Consider the following 17,598-nt stretch of genomic DNA (forward strand, 5'->3'; position numbering starts at 1 on the left):
AGGCAAAGCAGCGACGTCGGACACGAATGAGGACCGAGTGACACAAGCCAAAACCCCTTCCCAGCCCCCCGTCGCCCCGCGCCGGCCGCATTCCTTCACGCGGCACGGGATCACCGTGACCGACGACTATGCCTGGCTGAAGGACGCGAAATGGCAGGAGGTGCTGCGCGACCCCAAGGTGCTCGATCCCGACATCCGTAAATATCTGGATGAGGAGAACAGCTACACCGAGAGCCTGCTCGGCCACACCGAATCCCTGCAGAAGACGCTGGTGCGGGAGATGCGCGGGCGGATCAAGGAGGACGATTCCAGCGTGCCCTCGCCCGACGGCGCGTTTGCCTATTTCCGCAGGTTTCGCGAGGGCGGACAGCATGAGCTGTTCGGCCGCATGCCGCGCGACGGCGGCGACGGCGAGATCGTGCTCGACGGCGACGCGCTCGCCAAGGATCACAAATATTTCAGGTTCGGCGGCAGCCGGCACTCCTACGATCACAAGCTGCAGGCCTGGAGCGCCGACACCAAGGGCTCGGAATATTTTTCGATCCGCGTGCGCGACTGGGCGAGCGGTAAGGACCTCGACGATCTCGTCGAGGAGACCGATGGCGGCATCGTGTGGAGTGCTGACTGCAAGAGCTTCTTCTATGTGAAGCTCGACGACAATCACCGGCCGATGCAGGTGTGGCGGCACAACCTCGGCACCAAGCAGGCCGACGACACGCTGATCTATGAAGAGCAGGATGCCGGCTGGTTCACCCATCTGCACGAGAGCACCAGCGGCCGCTTCTGCGTGATCGCCGGCGGCGATCACGAGACTTCGGAGCAGCGGCTGATCGATCTCGCCAACCCCGAGGCGCCGCCGCGCCTCGTCGCGGCGCGCGAGGAAGGCGTGCAATATTCGCTGGCCGATCGCGGCGATCAGCTCTTCATCCTCACCAATGCCGACGATGCCATCGACTTCAAGATCGTCACGGCGCCGCTCCTCTCGCCCGAGCGCAAGAACTGGCGCGATCTGATCCCGTATCGTCCCGGCATCTACCTCATCGACCTCGATCTCTATGCCGGCCATCTGGTGCGGCTGGAGCGCGCCAACGCGCTGCCGGCGATCGTGATCCGCGATCTCGCCTCGAACGAGGAGCACGCCATCGCCTTCGACGAGGCCGCCTATTCGCTGGATACGATGGGCTCCTACGAATTCGAGACGACGAATCTGCGCTTTGCCTATTCGTCGATGACGACGCCGTCGGAAGTCTATGACTACGACATGGTCAAGCGCACGCGCACCTTGCGCAAGCGCCAGGAGATTCCGTCGGGCCACGATGCGGCCGATTACGTCACCACTCGCATCACGGCGAAATCGCATGATGGCGCCGAGGTGCCGGTGTCGATCCTCTACCGCCGCGGGCTCAAGCTCGACGGCACGGCGCCGCTGCTGCTTTACGGCTACGGCTCCTACGGCATGGCGATGCCGGCCTCCTTCAACGCCAATCGCCTGTCGCTGGTCGACCGCGGCTTCGTCTACGCCATCGCCCATATTCGCGGCGGCGCCGACAAGGGCTGGGGCTGGTATCTCGACGGCAAGCGCGAGATGAAGATCAACTCGTTCGACGATTTCGCAGCCAGCGCCCGCGCGCTGATCGATGCGAAATACACCAGCGCCAAGCGCATCGTCGGCCATGGCGGCTCGGCCGGCGGCATGCTGATGGGCGCGGTCGCCAATCGCGCCGGCGAATTGTTCGCCGGCATCGTCGCCGAAGTACCGTTCGTCGACGTGCTCAACACCATGCTCGACGACACCCTGCCGCTGACGCCGCCGGAATGGCCGGAATGGGGCAACCCGATCGAGAGCGAGCAGGATTTTCGAACGATCCTGTCCTACTCGCCCTACGACAATGTCGCGGCAAAGGACTATCCGGCGATCCTGGCGATGGGCGGCTTGACCGATCCGCGCGTCACCTACTGGGAGCCCGCCAAATGGATCGCGCGCCTGCGCGCCACCATGAGCGGCGGCGGCCCGGTCCTGCTCCGCACCAATATGGGCGCCGGCCACGGCGGCGCGTCGGGCCGGTTCGACCGACTCGATGAAGTCGCGATCGTCTATGCGTTCGCGCTGTGGGCGGCGGGGATGGCGGAGGCTGGGGTGTAGCCACATCCACCGCCGTAGCGACATCCTCCGCTGTCGTCCCCGCGAACGCGGGGACCCATACCGCGTGATGTATCGGTGGAAGGCGAAAGCAGTACCGGCGAAGATTTCTTAACTGCAAGTCTTCGCCAAATTGCTCCCTGGGGTTATGGGTCCCTGCGTTCGCAGGGACGATGGTCTTGTAGGGTGGGGAGAGGCGAAGACTCACACCGCCCCGTGCGCCTCGACATACAGCGCATACACCGAATGGCTGCTGGCCATATAAAGCCGGTTGTTCTTCGGGCCGCCGAAGCAGAGATTGGCGCAGCGTTCGGGCAGCTTGATGAAGGCGAGCGGCTTGCCGTCCGCGTTGAACACCATGACGCCGTCGAGATCCTCCGGCTTGGCCCTGAGCTGAAACACCTTGCGGCCGCCGACATCGGTCGGCTCGCCCTGCAGCGCGCCGTTGGAGCCCCAGCCGCACCAGAGATTGCCGTCGCGGTCGACGCGGAAGCCGTCGAGCGAGCCCTGGTCGGCGGCGTCGATCAGCTTGGTCTTGCCGCTGAGCGCGCCATCGTCGCCGACATTGTAGCTCCAGATGCTGCGGTTGGGCGTGCCCTTCCACTCGACGACATAGAGCTTCTTCTCGTCCGGCGAGAAGGCGAGGCCGTTGGGATTGACGAGGTCGGTGAGGACGGCGGTGATCTTGCCGTCCTTGGCGATGCGGTAGACGTTGGTGGTGGCCTGCTCGGCCTTCTCCTTCTTGCCCTCCCACTCGCCGTTGATGCCGAACAGGGGATCGGTGAACCAGATGCTGTCGTCGGACTTCACCACGATGTCGTTCGGCGCGTTCAGCCGCTTGCCCTCGAACTTGTCGGCGAGCACGGTGACCTTGCCATCCTTCTCGGTGCGGGTGATGCGGCGGGTGACGGAATGCTCGCAGGTGACGAGACGGCCCTGGCGGTCGCGCGCATTGCCATTGGCGTAATTGGCATAGGCGCGGAACACGCTGGTCTGCCCGGTCTTCTCGTCAAACTTCATGATCCGGTTGTTGGGAATGTCGGAGAACAGGAGATAGCCGCCCTCGGGGAAATAGGCCGGGCCTTCGGCCCAGCGCATGCCTGATGCGACCTGCTCGACCGTCGAGGAGTAGAGCCGGTATTTTGTGAAGCTGGGATCGAGGATCTGGACGGCGGGGTCGGGGTAGCGCTGGTTCGGCGTGAACGGGAACGACTGGGCGCCGGCGGCGCGGGCCAGAAGCGTGGACGCCATTGCTGCGCCAGCACCGGCCACGAGATTGCGTCGCGTGAAATTCATAAAATCCTCCCTGGGTGATAAAAGGCCGGCGCTTGATGTGGCCGGCCTGTTTTCTTGACTTGGTTTGGCGCTGGCCTTACCGGCCGTTCTTCTTCCGCCACGCCGCAAAATCGGTGAGCGTCTGCGGATCGGTGGCGGGATAGAGACCGAAGATGCCGCGCCCCTTGCCGACTTCCTCGGTGACGAAATCCTCGAACGCCGTCATCTCAAAGGTTTCGTTGGCGATCTCATCGGCGAGATGCGCGGGGATCACGATGACGCCATCGGCATCGCCGAGGATGACGTCGCCGGGAAATACCGGCGCGTCACCGCAGCCGATGGGGACGTTGATCTCGATCGCCTGGTGCAGCGTGAGGTTGGTCGGCGCCGACGGGCGATGGTGATAGGCGGGGATGCCGAGCTTGGCGATCTCGGCGGAATCGCGAAAGCCGCCGTCGGTGACGACGCCGGCGACGCCGCGTTTCATCAGGCGCGTCACCAGGATGGCGCCGGCCGAGGCCGCGCGCGCATCCTTGCGGCTGTCCATCACCAGCACCGCGCCCGGAGGGCAATCTTCGACCGCCTTGCGCTGCGGATGGGAACGGTCCTTGAAGACCTCGATGGTGTTGAGATCCTCGCGCGCCGGCATGTAGCGCAGTGTGAAGGCCTCGCCGACCATGGTCGGCTGGTCGGCACCGAGCGGGTGCACGTCCTGGATCATCTGGATGCGCAGCCCGCGCTTGAACAGCGCGGTGGCGACGGTGGCGGTGGAGACCGATTTGAGTTTTGTGCGGGTGGCTTCGCTGAGTTTTGACATGTGCGTCCTTTAGTAAATCGACGGTTCGCCGATCGGCGCGCCGAAATCGGTCTCGAGGAAGTCGAAGTCGCAGCCGTCATTGGCCTGCTTGATGTGCTTGGTGAACATCCAGCCGTAGCCGCGCTCGAAGCGGCGCTCGGGCTGCTTCCAGGTGGCGCGGCGTTTTTCCAGCTCGGCTTCGGGGACGTCGAGATTGATGGTGCGGGCGGCAACGTCGAGCGTGATGCGATCGCCGTTCTGCACCAGCGCCAGCGGGCCGCCGATGTAGGATTCCGGCGAGACGTGCAGGATGCAGGCGCCGTAGCTGGTGCCGCTCATGCGCGCGTCCGAGATGCGCACCATGTCGCGCACACCCTGCTTCACCAGTTTCGTCGGGATCGGCAACATGCCCCATTCCGGCATGCCCGGCCCGCCCTGCGGCCCGGCATTGCGCAGGATCAGAATGTGATCCTCGGTGACGTCGAGATTGGGATCGTCGACCGCCTTCTTCATCGAGGGGTAATCGTCGAACACCAGCGCGGGTCCGGTGTGCTTGAGGAAGCGCGGCGCGCAGGCGCTAGGCTTGATGACGCATCCGTCGGGCGCGAGATTGCCCTTGAGCACGGCGAGCGCGCCCTCCTTGTAGATGGGGTTATCGATTCCGCGGATCACGTCGTCGTTGTGGACTTCGGCACCCTCGATATTCTCAGCCAGCGTCTTTCCGGTCACCGTGATGCAGTCGAGATGCAGATGTTGCTTGATCTGCCCCATCAGCGCCGGCAGGCCGCCGGCATAGAAGAAGTCCTCCATCAGATAGGCATCGCCGCTCGGCCGCACGTTGGCGATGACGGGCACCTTGCGGCTCGCGATCTCGAAATCGTCGAGACCGATGTCCTGACCGGCGCGGCGGGCCTGCGCGATCAGATGGATGATCGCGTTGGTCGAGCAGCCCATCGCCATCGCGACCGCAATGGCGTTTTCGAACGCCTTGCGGGTCTGGATCACCTTCGGCGTCAGATCCTCCCACACCATCTCGACGATGCGTCGGCCGCATTCAGAGGCCATGCGGATGTGATTGGCGTCGGCAGCGGGGATCGACGAGGCGCCGGGCAGCGTCATGCCGATCGCTTCGGCAATCGCCGTCATGGTCGACGCGGTGCCCATGGTCATGCAGGTGCCGTAGCTGCGGGCGATGCCGGCCTCGATGTCGAGCCAGTCCTTGTCGGAAATCTTTCCGGCGCGGCGCTCGTCCCAGTATTTCCAGCCGTCGGAGCCGGAGCCGAGGGTCTTGCCCTTCCAGTTGCCGCGCAGCATCGGGCCGGCCGGCAGATAGATCGCCGGAATGTTCATCGAGGTCGCGCCCAGCAGCAGCGCTGGCGTGGTCTTGTCGCAGCCGCCCATCAGCACCACGCCGTCGACGGGATGGCTGCGCAGCAGTTCCTCGGCGTCCATCGCCAGCAGATTGCGATAGAGCATGGTGGTCGGCTTCAACAGCGATTCCGACAACGACAGCGCCGGCAGCTCGATCGGCAGGCCGCCCGCCATCAGGATGCCGCGCTTGACGTCGTCGACGCGCGACTTGAAGTGCATGTGGCAGGGCTGCGCATCGGACCAGGTGTTGAGGATCGCGATGATCGGGCGGTCCTTCCACTCCTCCGGCGCGTAGCCCATCTGCATGGTGCGGGAGCGGTGGCCGAACGAGCGGAGATCGTCGGGCGCGAACCAGCGCGCGCTGCGGAGCTGGTCGGGCGCTATTTTCTTCTTGGTCATGATTGGGTGCCCCATTTCTGCACGGTGTTCCGCTCGATGGCGCGGAAGATCAGGTTCTCGACAAAGAGCCCAATGATGATCACCGTCAAGAGGCCCGCGAACACCGCGGGTATGTCGAGCAGATTGCGGTTCTCGAAGATGAACCAGCCGAGGCCGCCCTGCCCCGAGGACACGCCGAACACCAGCTCGGCCGCGATCAGCGTGCGCCAGGCAAAGGCCCAGCCGATCTTGAGACCGGTGAGGATCGAGCCGAAGGCCGCGGGGATCAGGATCTTTGCCACATAGGGCAATCCGCGCAGGCCGTAATTGCGGCCAACCATGCGCAGCGTGTTGGACACGCTCTTGAAGCCGGAATGAGTGTTGAGCGCGACCGGCCACAGCACCGAGTGGATCAGCACGAAGACGAGGCTGCCATTGCCGAGCCCGAACCAGATCAGCGCAAGCGGCAACAGCGCGATCGCCGGCAACGGATTGAACATCGCCGTCACCGTCTCGAGGAAGTCGGTGCCGATCCGAGTGGAGATCGCGAGCACGGTGAAGATCGCGGCGAGCACGATGCCGGCGGAATAGCCCATGAACAGCACTTTCAGCGACGTCCAGGCCCGCATCGGAATGGTGCCGTCCTTGACGCGGTCGAACAGCGTGATGGCGGTATCGTGCAGCGTCGGGAACAACAGCGGATTGTCGAGAGCGACGCCGTAGGCTTCCCAGACTGCAGCCAGAAACAGGATGATCACCGACTTGCGGACGAAACCGTCGTTCCACAACAGCTCGAGCACGCTCAGCTTGCGCTCGACCTCGCTCGTCCCGATCGCGGCGGCCGGCTCGGCCCGCAGCAATATCTTGGCTTCGCCCATCAGAGGCTCCTCAATGCGCAGTGGCTTCGCCGGCGAACAGGAGATCGTGGATCTCCTTCTCCAGCCGGCCGGCGCTGCCGTCCTCGTTCGAGACCTTGTCGACGTCGATTACCTCGGCCTTGACCCGGCCGGGATGCGGCGACAGCAGCAGGATGCGGTTGCCGATGCGGATCGCTTCCGCGATCGAATGGGTCACGAACAGCACGGTGAATTTGGTCTCGCTCCAGAGCTGGAGCAGCTCGTCCTGGCAGGTTCGGCGCGTCAGCGCGTCGAGCGCCGCGAACGGCTCGTCCATCAAGAGGATGTCGGGCTCCATCGCCATGCCGCGCGCGATCGCCACACGCTGCTTCATGCCGCCGGACAGCGTGTGCGGATAGGCATCGACCACGCGGGTGAGGCCGACCTTCTCGATATAGGCCCGTGCCTTGGCCTCGGCGTCCCTGCGCGACAGTTTTCGCGCGGTCAGCAGCGGAAACATCACGTTGGCGAGCACGCTCTTCCAGGGCAGGAGCTGGTCGAACTCCTGGAAGATCATCATGCGGTCGGCGCCGGGACCGTGGATCTCGCGATCGCCGATGGTCATGCGGCCCTCGCTCGGGGTCATGTAGCCGCCGACGGCCTTGAGCAGGGTCGACTTGCCGCAGCCGGAGGGACCGAGCAGCACGAAGCGGTCGGATTTGTCGACCGTGAAACTCACCCTCTCGGTGGCGGTGACGACTGCGCTGGAGGTCTTGTAGCGCAGCGTCACGGAGCTGACGTCGAGCAGCGCCATCAGTTGCCCTTCAGATCGTGCGCGACGGGGAGATAGTAATCCGTCCAGGCCTTGGGCTGGCTCTTCAGCGTGCCGGTCTTGAACAGATGCGCGGCGAACTTCATCGTGCCCTGCGGCTCGAGATTCCACTCCATCATGCCGGGCTCCTTGAGCAGATCGAGCAGCTCCTCGACCGAGGTCTTGTCGCCGGTGATCTCCTTGTAGATCTCGACCGCCTGCTTGGTGTCGCTGCGGATCAGGGCCTGCGCTTCCTTGGTCGCGTCGCGCACCGCCTGGATGATCTTTGGATTGGCCTCGGCGAACTTCGTGGTCGTGAAGAATTGCGCCTGGCTGAGCGGCCCGCCCATCACGTCCGGCGACGACAGCACGATATGCGCGCCCGGCACGTTCTTCAGCTCCAGGAAGGTGAAGGGCGGGATCGAGAAGTGGTTGTGCACCTCGTGCTTGGGATTGGACAGCGCCGCATAGGCATCGGGATGGCCGAGCTGCACGGTGTTTGCGTCCAGCTTCGACCATTGGTCGGCGCCGAAGGCCTCGGCGGCTGCGATCTGCAGCACGATCGCCTGGGTCGAGACCTTGACGGTCGGCACCGCGATCTTGTCCGCCGGGCCAAAGTCCTTGATCGACTTGATGTTGGCGTCGCGGCTGATCAGCGTCATCGGCTGTGCCGAGGTCGCGACGATGCCCTTCACGCCGCCGCGGGTGCGGTCCCAGAGCAGCAGAAGATTGCCGGTGCCGGTGTTGAGGATGTCGACGCCGCCCGCGAGCAGCGCATCGGTCTGCGCGCCGCCGCCGGAGAAGGTGATCCATTTGGTGGTGATGCCTGCGAGGCCGAGTGAAGCTGCGTGCTTCTCGATCAGCTTCAGCTTCTCCATGATGTGGCTCGGCATGTAGAAAATGCCGGGCTGGCGCGACAGCGCGATCTCGGACTTCTGCTGCGCACGCGCCGGCGAAGCCGCCAGCACGGTTGCGACGATCAGGGCGATGGCGGCAGCGCCACGCTGGAATGGCTTGATCATAATTGTTCGTTTCCTCCGGCCGCCATTGACGAGCGATCCTGCTGATGCGCTAATGCATTAGTGCATCAAAGGCAAGCCTCCCGGAGTTTCTCGCATGGAAACCGCCCATTCCGCGTCCCGCGCGACCGCCCGCCGGGGGGCGCGGCTCGACCGGGCTCGGCAGGCCGCGCCGCAGGTGTTCGAGCGGCTGCGCAACGCCATTCTCGCGCTCGAACTGCCCCCGGGCTCGCCGCTGTCGCGCACCGATCTCGCTGGGCAATTCGGCGTCAGCTCGACGCCGATCCGCGACGCCCTGATGCGACTCGAGGAAGAAGGGCTCGTGGACGTGTTTCCGCAGCACGCGACCGTGGTCAGCCGGGTCGATGTCGGCCGGGCCGAGCAGGCCCATTTCCTGCGCCAGGCGCTCGAGCTCGAAATCGTCCGGCTGCTCGCGGAGCAACATGACCAGGCCCTAGTCCTCCGCCTCGACCATGTGATCGCGCTTCAGCAGCAGTTCGCCAAGGCCGGCGATTTCGAGAGCTTCATCGCCGCCGACAATGATTTTCACGCCCAGCTTTATGCTGCGGCTGGCAAGCAGGAGCTGTGGACGCTGGTGCGCAGCCGCAGCGGACATATCGACCGGCTGCGCCGGCTGCATTTGCCCTCGCCCGGCAAGGCCCAGAACATCGTCCGCCACCACAAGCTGATCACCCGCGCGATCGAAGCCGGCGACCCCGACGCCGCGCAACAGCATCTGCGCAAGCATTTATCGGGCACGCTCAGCGAGCTCGACAAGATCCGGAGCCATTATCCGGAATATTTGACCGATTAGACAGACCACCAGCCTGGCGAACCCCCTTATGCACGTAACCGTGCATAATCATGCTTCCCTTGGGCGAGCATTCACCGGGCACTCGCGAAGTGCTTGCAGGCCGGGCGGAATCCGCGCAACAATTTCGTCTTTGATGGTTTGATTTGCGGCCGGTGGGGACGTCCTGTCCGGCCCGGAGGAATTCAGACGTGGCCAACATCCTGATCGTGGATGACGACCCGGCCGTTCAAATCACGATCCGGCTGCTCCTGGAGAGGGCCGGTCATCACGTCACGGTCGCCGGCGATGGCCGCAAGGGACTTGCGCTGTTCGAGGCCAGCCGGTTCGACCTCCTGTTTCTCGACATCTTCATGCCCGGCATGGACGGGCTGGAGACAATGCGTCACATCCGGGTGCTGGCTCCGGCCATTCCGATCATCGTCATTTCCGGCCGCTCGATCACGCCGGACGCCTATGCGGAACCGGACTTCCTGAAGATGGCGACCAAGCTCGGCGCGGTGGCAAGTCTGCAAAAGCCGTTCCGGCCTGACGCCCTGCTCGCCGCTGTCGATGGCTGCCTGAAAGCAGGCGCGCCGGAGGGGTCCGATGTCAGCTCCGGCCACCGATGAAGGGCGCGCCGCGGCTCCAGGCCAGACCAGGCGTGGTCATCCGGGAAGCTCTGCGAACATCCGCTTGACCCTCGCAACGCGGCTGGCGATCGCGATGATCCTGCTGGTGGCGGTCACCGTGGCCGCAGTCGGATGGCTCGGCTTTCGCAACACCACGCAAGCAGTGATTCCGCGCGTCCTGGAGCGGGTCGGGGCCCAATCGCGCCTGCTCGCGGCCAATCTGGAATCCTATGTTGCCGGGGCCCGCGGCGATTTGATCGGCTATCGCTCTGCCGCGGCGATCAATGGCCTGATCCGCGCTCACGTGGCCGGAGGAATTGACCCTTCAGACGGCGTCTCGGAGCAAACCTGGCGCGAGCGTATCGCCACGCGGCTCGCGGCCGAGATCGAGGCAAAACCCATCTACGGGCAGTTTCGCATCATCGGTCTCGACGACGATCAGCGCGAGCTGGTCCGCGTCGACCGCTCTGGCCCGAATGGAACGGCACGGATCGTCCCCAGCGGCGAACTGGAGCGCAAGGGCGAACGAACGTACTTTGAGGACACGATACGCCTGGCGCCGGGCGAGATTTACGTTTCACCCATCGATCTCGCGACCCGCCAGGGAGGCACCACCGCCCTGCACGTTCCGACGCTGCGGGTCGCAACGCCGCTGTTCACGCCGGATGGCAAGCCGTTCGGGATCATCATCGCCAATATCGACATGCGTCCGGCGCTCGACCGCGTCCGCGCGACATCGACCTCGGGGGGCGAAATCTACGTCGTGAATTCGCGCGGCGACTATCTCGTTCATCCGGATCGCACGCGAGAATTCGGCGCATTGCATGATCGTCCCAACGACTGGCGCAAGGACTTTCCGTATTTTGGTGCCTTGACCGGTACGCTGGAGGGATCCACGCGCCTCATGACCGACGGGTCGGGCCGGCCGAGCGGGGCGGCGATCGCGCCGGCGCTGCTCGTGGGCAAAGAATGGGTCGCAATCATCGAGACAATCCCCGCGCCGGTGTTCGGCCTCGTACCGGCGGCGATTCAAAGAACGTCCTTACTGGTCGGTATCCTCGCTGTCCTCGCCGCGGCCTTACTCGCGGTGCTGCTTGCGCGCTCGCTAACTCGTCCGATCGGTCGCCTGACCGCGGCGGTGGAGGCCATCGGCAACGGACGGCCAGCCGACATCCCCGTCGATGCCAGCGGCGAGACGGGCGTGCTGGCGCGGGCTTTCGCCCAGATGGTCGAAGAGACGCGGGCGAAAACGGCAGCGCTCCAACGCGAGATCGAGGAGCATCGCCGCACCGAGGCCGCACGAAGCCATCATGCGGCACGCGAGCAATTGTTCAGTGCCGCCGTCGAATCGTCCGACGATGCGATCGTGATGCAGACGCTTGACGCCATCATCACGGGCTGGAATCCGGCTGCCGAGCGGCTCTATGGCTATTCGGCGAGTGAGGCAATCGGAAAATCCACCGCGATCATCGTGCCGCCCGACCGCCGCGAGCATGGCAAAGGCTATCTGGCGCGGATCGCGCGGGGCGAGCCGATCGAGCGGTTCGAGACGGTGCGCCTGCGCAAGGACGGCACGCCGGTCGAGATCTCACTCAGCCTCTCGCCGATCAGAGGGCCGTCCGGCGAGACCATCGGCGTCTCCGGGACTGCGCACAGTCTCACCGAGGCGCGGCGGGCCGAGCGGCAGCTGCAGCAGCAGCTCGAAGAGCGCCGGCAGATCTTCGACACCTCGCAGGATCTGATCATGGTCATGGACCCGCGGGGCCATGTCGCGCAGATCAGCCCGAGCAGCGAGACCATTCTCGGCTACCGGCCGGACGAGATGATCGGCCGCAGCGGCGCGGACTTCATTCATCCCGACCATCTGGCACAATCGCGCGAGGACATGCGCGCGATGCGGCGCGGCGAGCGCCCCAAGCTCGGCGACACCCGCTGCTTCCACAAGAACGGGCACGAGGTCTGGCTGTCCTGGCTCGGCAACTGGTCCGAGCAGGCGCAGCGCTTCTTCTTCGTCGGACGCGACATGACGGAAGCGCGGCTCGCGCAGGAATCGCTGCGCGAGAGCGAGCGGCTCGCCCGCAACATCGTCGAGACCTCGCTCGACGCCTTCATCCAGACCGACGAGACCAGCAGCATCCTGAACTGGAACTCGCAGGCCGAGCAGCTGTTCGGCTGGCGCCGCGACGAGGTGCTCGGCAAGAGCACGATCGACCTGATCGTCGCCGAGAGCGAACGCGAAAGGGTCAGGGCCGGCCTGAAGCACTTCCTGGAGAACGAGGGCGACAGGACGCTGAACCGCCGCCGCGAGCTGATGTGCCGTCGCCGCGACGGCAAGGAATTCAAGGCCGAGCTGAGCGTCACCGCGCTGAAGCGCCGCGAAGGCCTGCTGTTCAACGTCTTCTACCGCGACCTCACCGACAAGATCGCCGCCGAGGAGCGCATCCGCCATGCCGAGAAGATGGAGGCGGTCGGCCAGCTCACCGGCGGCGTGGCGCACGATTTCAACAACATCCTCACCGTCATCACCGGGACGATCGAGATCCTCGCGGAGGCCGTCGAGAAGGAGCCGCAGCTTGCGGCCATCACGAAGATGATCGACGAAGCCGCCGCGCGCGGCGCCGATCTGACCCAGCACCTGCTGGCCTTCGCGCGCAAGCAGCCGCTCCAGCCGCGCGAGATCGACATCAACTCGCTGGTCGTCGACACCGCGAAGCTGTTGCGGCCGACGCTGGGCGAGCAGATCCAGATCGAATCGGTGTTCGAGGACGAGAATTGCGTCGCGATCGTCGATCCCAACCAGCTCACCACCGCGATCCTCAATCTCGCGCTCAATGCCCGCGACGCCATGCCCGGCGGCGGCAAGCTGATCGTGGAGACCGGCGCCGCCTATCTCGACGAGGTCTATGCCAGCGGCAACGACGTCCGTCCCGGCCATTACGTGCTGATCGCCGTGAGCGACACCGGCACCGGGATCCCTGCGAACATGCTGACCAGGGTGTTCGACCCCTTCTTCACCTCGAAGGGACCGGGCAAGGGCACCGGGCTCGGGCTGTCGATGGTCTACGGCTTCATCAAGCAGTCCGCAGGCCACATCAAGATCTACAGCGAGGAAGGCCACGGCACCACGATCAAGATGTACCTGCCACCCGGCACGACGCCGACAGCGGTCGGCGAGGGCGTGACGCCGGCGACGATCGAGGGCGGACACGAGACGATCCTGGTGGTCGAGGACGACCGGCTGGTGCGCGACTACGTGCTGGCGCAGCTGCATGCGCTGGGTTACGTCACCTTGCAGGCCGCGAATGCGGCCGAGGCGCTCGCGATCGTTGCCGCCGGCAAGCCGTTCGACCTGCTGTTCACCGACGTCATCATGCCCGGCAAGATGAACGGACGGCAGCTCGCGGACGAACTGATGAAAACACGCCCCGATCTCAGGGTGGTCTACACGTCGGGCTATACCGAGAACGCGATCATCCATCACGGCCGGCTGGATTCCGGCGTCCTGCTGCTGGCCAAGCCTTATCGCAAATCGGATCTCGCGCGGATCATCCGCAAGGCGTTGAGCGCTTGAGGTCTCGCGCTCCTGTCATGGACGCACCGCAGCGCGCAGCGCTGCTGTGCAGAGCCGGGACCCAGGATTGCCGACAGTGATACTGGAGAGATGGGCCCCGGCTCAGCGCATCATTGCATGATGCGCTCGTCCGGGGCACGAGACCATTTTACGACGCGCGCTGGGCCGCGGTCATCACGATGCGGATCAGATCGGCGGCGTTGCGCGCGCCGAGCTTTTTCATGATGTTGGCGCGGTGATCCTCGATGGTGCGCGGGCTGATGCCGAGCGTGCGGCCGGCTTCCTTGTTGGACGCACCGGAGGCGAACTGCTCGAGCACCTCGCGCTCCCTGCGCGTCAGCGGCTCGCGCCCGGGGAAGTGCAGCGAGCCGAATTTCGGCGAGGCGTTCTCCGCCTGCCTGCGCGCATAGGCGCCGATCGCCTCGTCGAGCCGGCCGACGATCTCGCTGCCGCGGAACGGCTTCTCGATGAAGTCGAGCGCGCCGCTCTTGATCGCGCCCACCGCCATCGCGATGTCGCCCTGCCCGGAGATCATGAAGATCGGCGCCGGATAATCCTCGCCGTGCAGCTCCTTCAGGATGTCGAGGCCCGACTTTCCGGGAATGTTCACGTCGAGCAGGATCGCAGCCGGTGTGCGGTTTCGCGCGACGGAGAGCAGCGCTGCGCCGTCCGCAAAACAGATCACCTCATAGCCCGCCGCCTTCAACACCATCGACAGGGTGTCGCGAACGGCAGGGTCGTCGTCGACCACGAAGATTTCACCGCGAGAGCTTTGTTCGGCCATGTGCCACATCCAGTTGGCATGAAGGACTCGCGTCCGCGCCAAACCGTTATGGCGTTCGGCGCGGATTCGGCCCACCCGTATTTGTACGGGACATGGACTTAACGCACAAGTAGCGGCAGGGTGCCTAATTGCGGGGTACGGAGAATATCCATGCTAAATTTCGCTGGCACACCCCCGCTCATCGCGATGCCTGAAACTGACAGCCGTCAGTTGATCGCTGCCGATCTTCGCGCCCTGATCACACGGATCGAGAGCAGCATGCGCCTGATCGACGCAGCCATGATGGAAGCTGGCCTGCTGGAAATGGGGCTGGCGCACGACGATAGCGGCGATCCGGCCGGTTCCGCCGACATTTTCGTGCTCGACGACGTTACGCCGCGCTATGCGACGGCGAGCGCCGCTCTCAACGCCTGCCGGGCGGGCCTTGGCCACGCCCTGCAATGCCTCTCGGAATCCGGCAGCCCGGCATAGATCGCGATCAGCGCGGCGCAGCGGCCGCATAGCTGCTCCGCGGCCTAGGCGCGGTGCCGTTCCACGATCGCGTCGGTGGCGACACCACCCCAGGTGTGGATCGCCGGAAGGCCCATCGCGGTCTTGCCGAGATTGGCGAGGCTGATGCGCAAGGCCGCGAGGTCGAGCGGCTTCGGCAGACTCTGGAGCTCGATCCCGACGGACCGGGCGAAGCTGCGGGCGGCGCTGCGGCGCTTGCCGTCCATGCCGCTGATAACGATCACGGCGCCACCGAATTTCGCTGCCGCCATCTCGCGCAGCACGTCGATGCCGTCGCCATCCTCCAGCACGAGATCGAGCGTCACGCAGTCGAAGCGCGCGGCGCGGAGCTTCTCGATCGCATCCGCCACTGACGGCGCCACGGTGACTTCGTGGCCGGCCTGCTTGGCGGCGACCGTGATCAGGCTGCGCTGCGTGGCGTCGTCATCGACCACCAGGAGCTGAAGCGCACGCCGCTCGGCGCCGTCGGGCAGGTTTGAGGAGATGGGGGAAAGAGAACTTCTGGGCATTTCAGTATCCTGAGATTGGGACCATCAATGGATACACGGTTCGCGCTTAGGCCACGTAAAGGCCCTGTCGCGAATTCATTCGGATGTTTTCAGAAAATGTGAAGCAACGGACCGGAAAAGACGGCGACGGATGCGGGCGGATCACGCCGCTTCGTCGCGGCCGCCGGCCGCGCCGCGCTTCTTCCTGTTCTTGCCGCGCAGGAACTGAATGTCCATCTCGGCGCCGTTGACGCGGACCAGCTCGCAGCGGCGGTAGGCGAGGCCCGTGGACGACAACAGCAGGAAGAACTCTTTCAGGTTCAACCCCTGGATCGAGCCTTCCACCGTGAGGATGGCGTCGGTATCGGAGATCGCGTTGAGCTTGCAGTCGCGGCGCCAGGTGCCGTCGATGGCCATGATGCAGACATCGTAGCCGCGACTGAAAGTCACGCGTTCCGTACCCTTGCCATCCTCGGCCATGTCTATCGTCCTGCCATAGCCGCCATGCGCGGCGCCGCGCCGGCGAGAGCCGGCTTGGCGGCTGCGGCACGCGGATCGTTCGGCTTGTAGAGGCCGCGCCGCTCCGGAATCGGCCGGAACGTATCGGTCAGGCCGACCACGGTCTCGGCCGCGCCCAGCACCAGGAAGCCGTCGGGCTCGATCTGGCGGGCCAGCCGGTTGAAGATGTTGATCTTGGTGTCCTGATCGAAATAGATCAGCACGTTGCGGCAGAAGATGACGTCGAAGGTGCCGAGCTGCGCGAAATCGTGCAACAGGTTGAGCTGCCGGTGCTGGATCATCGCCCGCAATTCGGGATTGACCTGCCAGGTCTCGCCGGTCTGCTTGAAATATTTCATCAGCATCTGGATCGGCAGGCCGCGCTGCACCTCGAACTGGCTGTAGATTCCGGCCTTGGCCTTCTCCAGCACCTCCTGCGACAGGTCGGTCGCGATGATCTCGATGCGCCAGCCGGTGAGAGCCGCGCTCATCTCCTTCAGGCACATCGCCAGCGAATAGGGCTCCTGCCCGGTCGAGCCGGCGGCGCACCAGATCCGTATGCTGCGGCGGGCGGCCCGCGCCTTGATGATCTCGGGCATGATGGTGTCGCGGAAATGATCGAACGGGACCTTGTCGCGGAAGAAGAAGGTCTCGTTGGTGGTCATGGCTTCGACCACGTCGGTGATCACCGTGCGCGCGCCGCCTTGCAGCTTCTGCACGAGCTCGCCGATGCCGGAGAGTCCGGCCTTGCGGGCCAGCGGCAGCAGGCGGCTTTCGATCAGATATTGCTTGTCTGCGGAAAGATCGAGACCGGAATTTTCCTTTAGGAACTTACGCAGATACTCATACTCGGTCGGGGTCACGGATGGCCTCTTCGAAGCTTGTACTGGAACACTCTGGCCGAAATACGCGGGCCAGACACACTCAGACCATGGCTTGTCCGACCGGGATCAAACCAACTTCAGCGAACTTGTCGGCGATGATGTCTTTATCGAAAGGCTTCATGATGTACTCGTTGGCGCCGCCGCTGAGCGCCTGGGCGATATGCGCCACATTGTTCTCGGTGGTGCAGAACACCACCTTGGGCTGGTCGCCGCCGGGCAGGCGGCGCATGTGGCCCATGAATTCGAAGCCGTCCATCACGGGCATGTTCCAGTCGAGCAGCACCGCATCGGGCAGCTGCCGCTGACAGATCTCGAGCGCCTTCGAGCCGTCCTCGGCCTCGGTAACTTCGAATTCCAGGCCTTCCAGGATCCGGCGGGCGATCTTGCGCACCACGCTGGAATCATCAACCACCAAGCAGGTCTTCATTTTGGTTCTCCGGCTTCGATGTTTCGTTGGCTCATGCAGCCATCTGCACTTTGGTTTCGAGCTCGAGGACGCGATCGACGTCGAGGACGACCATGAGCTGGCCCTCGAGGCGGTGGACGCCGCCGGCGAGCTTGGCCATGCGGGGNTCGAGGTTGACGGGATTTTCTTCCATGCCGGCTTCGGGCAGGCGCAGCACCTCGCCGATCTGGTCGATCAGCAGGCCATAGGATTCACCGCGGAGGTCGACGCCGACCGCCATCGGCACCTTGCCGTCCTCGGGCTGCGGCAGGCCGAGCCGGGCGCGCATGTCGACCACGGTGACGATGCGGCCGCGCAAGTTCAGCACGCCCGCGATCTCGCGCGAGGACAAGGGCACGCGGGTGACGCG

The 17,598-nt window shown here is 64.8% G+C and carries 17 protein-coding genes; 5 read left to right on the forward strand and 12 right to left on the reverse strand.

The genetic code is table 11. From position 1 onward, the window contains the following. Window positions 1–37 precede the first annotated feature (37 nt). Window positions 38–2,143: a S9 family peptidase gene (locus tag A3AS_RS0132190; RefSeq protein ID WP_018321604.1), complete on the forward strand. Its 2,106-nt coding sequence runs from the start codon at window positions 38–40 to the stop codon at window positions 2,141–2,143. Window positions 2,144–2,344: 201 nt separating this feature from the next. Here A3AS_RS0132190 and A3AS_RS0132195 read toward each other — a convergent pair whose 3' ends face one another. From A3AS_RS0132195 to A3AS_RS0132220, 6 genes are all read right to left on the reverse strand, one after another. Beyond that, window positions 2,345–3,436 (reverse strand): SMP-30/gluconolactonase/LRE family protein, encoded by a 1,092-nt coding sequence (locus A3AS_RS0132195; protein ID WP_018321605.1) that lies wholly within the window; start codon window positions 3,434–3,436, stop codon window positions 2,345–2,347. Window positions 3,437–3,512: 76 nt separating this feature from the next. Further along, complete coding sequence (locus A3AS_RS0132200; RefSeq protein WP_018321606.1) at window positions 3,513–4,232, reverse strand: ribonuclease activity regulator RraA; 720 nt, start codon at window positions 4,230–4,232, stop codon at window positions 3,513–3,515. A 9-nt stretch (window positions 4,233–4,241) separates the two neighbouring features. Continuing rightward, window positions 4,242–5,981: an L-arabinonate dehydratase gene (gene araD, locus A3AS_RS0132205; protein WP_018321607.1), complete on the reverse strand. Its 1,740-nt coding sequence runs from the start codon at window positions 5,979–5,981 to the stop codon at window positions 4,242–4,244. Beyond that, the gene (locus A3AS_RS0132210) at window positions 5,978–6,838 is read right to left on the reverse strand and encodes an ABC transporter permease (RefSeq protein ID WP_018321608.1); all 861 of its coding nucleotides are present in this window, start codon (window positions 6,836–6,838) and stop codon (window positions 5,978–5,980) included. Before A3AS_RS0132210 ends, araD begins: the two co-directional genes overlap by 4 nt. A gap of 10 nt (window positions 6,839–6,848) precedes the next feature. After that, a complete protein-coding gene (locus A3AS_RS0132215; RefSeq protein WP_018321609.1) occupies window positions 6,849–7,610 on the reverse strand; it encodes an ABC transporter ATP-binding protein in 762 nt (253 codons plus the stop codon). Beyond that, the gene (locus A3AS_RS0132220; protein ID WP_018321610.1) at window positions 7,610–8,629 is read right to left on the reverse strand and encodes an ABC transporter substrate-binding protein; all 1,020 of its coding nucleotides are present in this window, start codon (window positions 8,627–8,629) and stop codon (window positions 7,610–7,612) included. Before A3AS_RS0132220 ends, A3AS_RS0132215 begins: the two co-directional genes overlap by 1 nt. Window positions 8,630–8,723: 94 nt before the next feature. On the opposite strand from A3AS_RS0132220, the gene A3AS_RS0132225 reads away from it, so the two are divergent. From A3AS_RS0132225 to A3AS_RS0132235, 3 genes are all read left to right on the forward strand, one after another. Beyond that, window positions 8,724–9,440, forward strand: coding sequence for a GntR family transcriptional regulator (locus A3AS_RS0132225; RefSeq protein ID WP_018321611.1), 717 nt, complete (start codon window positions 8,724–8,726; stop codon window positions 9,438–9,440). Window positions 9,441–9,628: 188 nt separating this feature from the next. After that, on the forward strand, window positions 9,629–10,048 hold the full coding sequence (locus tag A3AS_RS0132230) for a response regulator (protein WP_018321612.1): 420 nt from the start codon (window positions 9,629–9,631) through the stop codon (window positions 10,046–10,048). Then, entirely contained in the window at window positions 10,026–13,619 is a 3,594-nt protein-coding gene (locus tag A3AS_RS0132235; protein WP_018321613.1) for a PAS domain S-box protein, read from the forward strand. Before A3AS_RS0132230 ends, A3AS_RS0132235 begins: the two co-directional genes overlap by 23 nt. Before the next feature lie 148 nt (window positions 13,620–13,767). On the opposite strand, the gene A3AS_RS0132240 is transcribed toward A3AS_RS0132235, so the two are convergent. Continuing rightward, window positions 13,768–14,403 carry a response regulator transcription factor gene (locus tag A3AS_RS0132240; RefSeq protein WP_026202588.1) on the reverse strand — a complete coding sequence of 212 codons (636 nt, stop codon included), beginning with the start codon at window positions 14,401–14,403 and terminating at the stop codon, window positions 13,768–13,770. A 150-nt stretch (window positions 14,404–14,553) separates the two neighbouring features. Between A3AS_RS0132240 and A3AS_RS0132245 the strand changes: the two genes are divergently transcribed. Continuing rightward, a complete protein-coding gene (locus A3AS_RS0132245) occupies window positions 14,554–14,874 on the forward strand; it encodes a hypothetical protein (protein ID WP_018321615.1) in 321 nt (106 codons plus the stop codon). 44 nt (window positions 14,875–14,918) lie between these two features. On the opposite strand, the gene A3AS_RS0132250 is transcribed toward A3AS_RS0132245, so the two are convergent. The 5 genes from A3AS_RS0132250 to A3AS_RS0132270 all read right to left on the reverse strand — a co-directional run. Further along, window positions 14,919–15,422, reverse strand: a complete 504-nt coding sequence (locus tag A3AS_RS0132250; RefSeq protein WP_018321616.1) for a response regulator — start codon at window positions 15,420–15,422, stop codon at window positions 14,919–14,921. Window positions 15,423–15,563: 141 nt separating this feature from the next. Further along, complete coding sequence (locus A3AS_RS0132255) at window positions 15,564–15,881, reverse strand: hypothetical protein (protein WP_018321617.1); 318 nt, start codon at window positions 15,879–15,881, stop codon at window positions 15,564–15,566. Between the two features lie 2 nt (window positions 15,882–15,883). Further along, complete coding sequence (locus A3AS_RS0132260) at window positions 15,884–16,762, reverse strand: protein-glutamate O-methyltransferase CheR (protein WP_018321618.1); 879 nt, start codon at window positions 16,760–16,762, stop codon at window positions 15,884–15,886. 61 nt (window positions 16,763–16,823) lie between these two features. Next, window positions 16,824–17,210 carry a response regulator gene (locus A3AS_RS0132265; RefSeq protein WP_018321619.1) on the reverse strand — a complete coding sequence of 129 codons (387 nt, stop codon included), beginning with the start codon at window positions 17,208–17,210 and terminating at the stop codon, window positions 16,824–16,826. 31 nt (window positions 17,211–17,241) lie between these two features. Further along, window positions 17,242–17,598 (reverse strand): chemotaxis protein CheW (locus A3AS_RS0132270; protein WP_018321620.1); only part of this gene is annotated, 357 nt, incomplete at its 5' end.

Origin of the sequence: Bradyrhizobium sp. WSM2793 (assembly GCF_000379585.1) — a bacterium.
Lineage (GTDB): Bacteria > Pseudomonadota > Alphaproteobacteria > Rhizobiales > Xanthobacteraceae > Bradyrhizobium.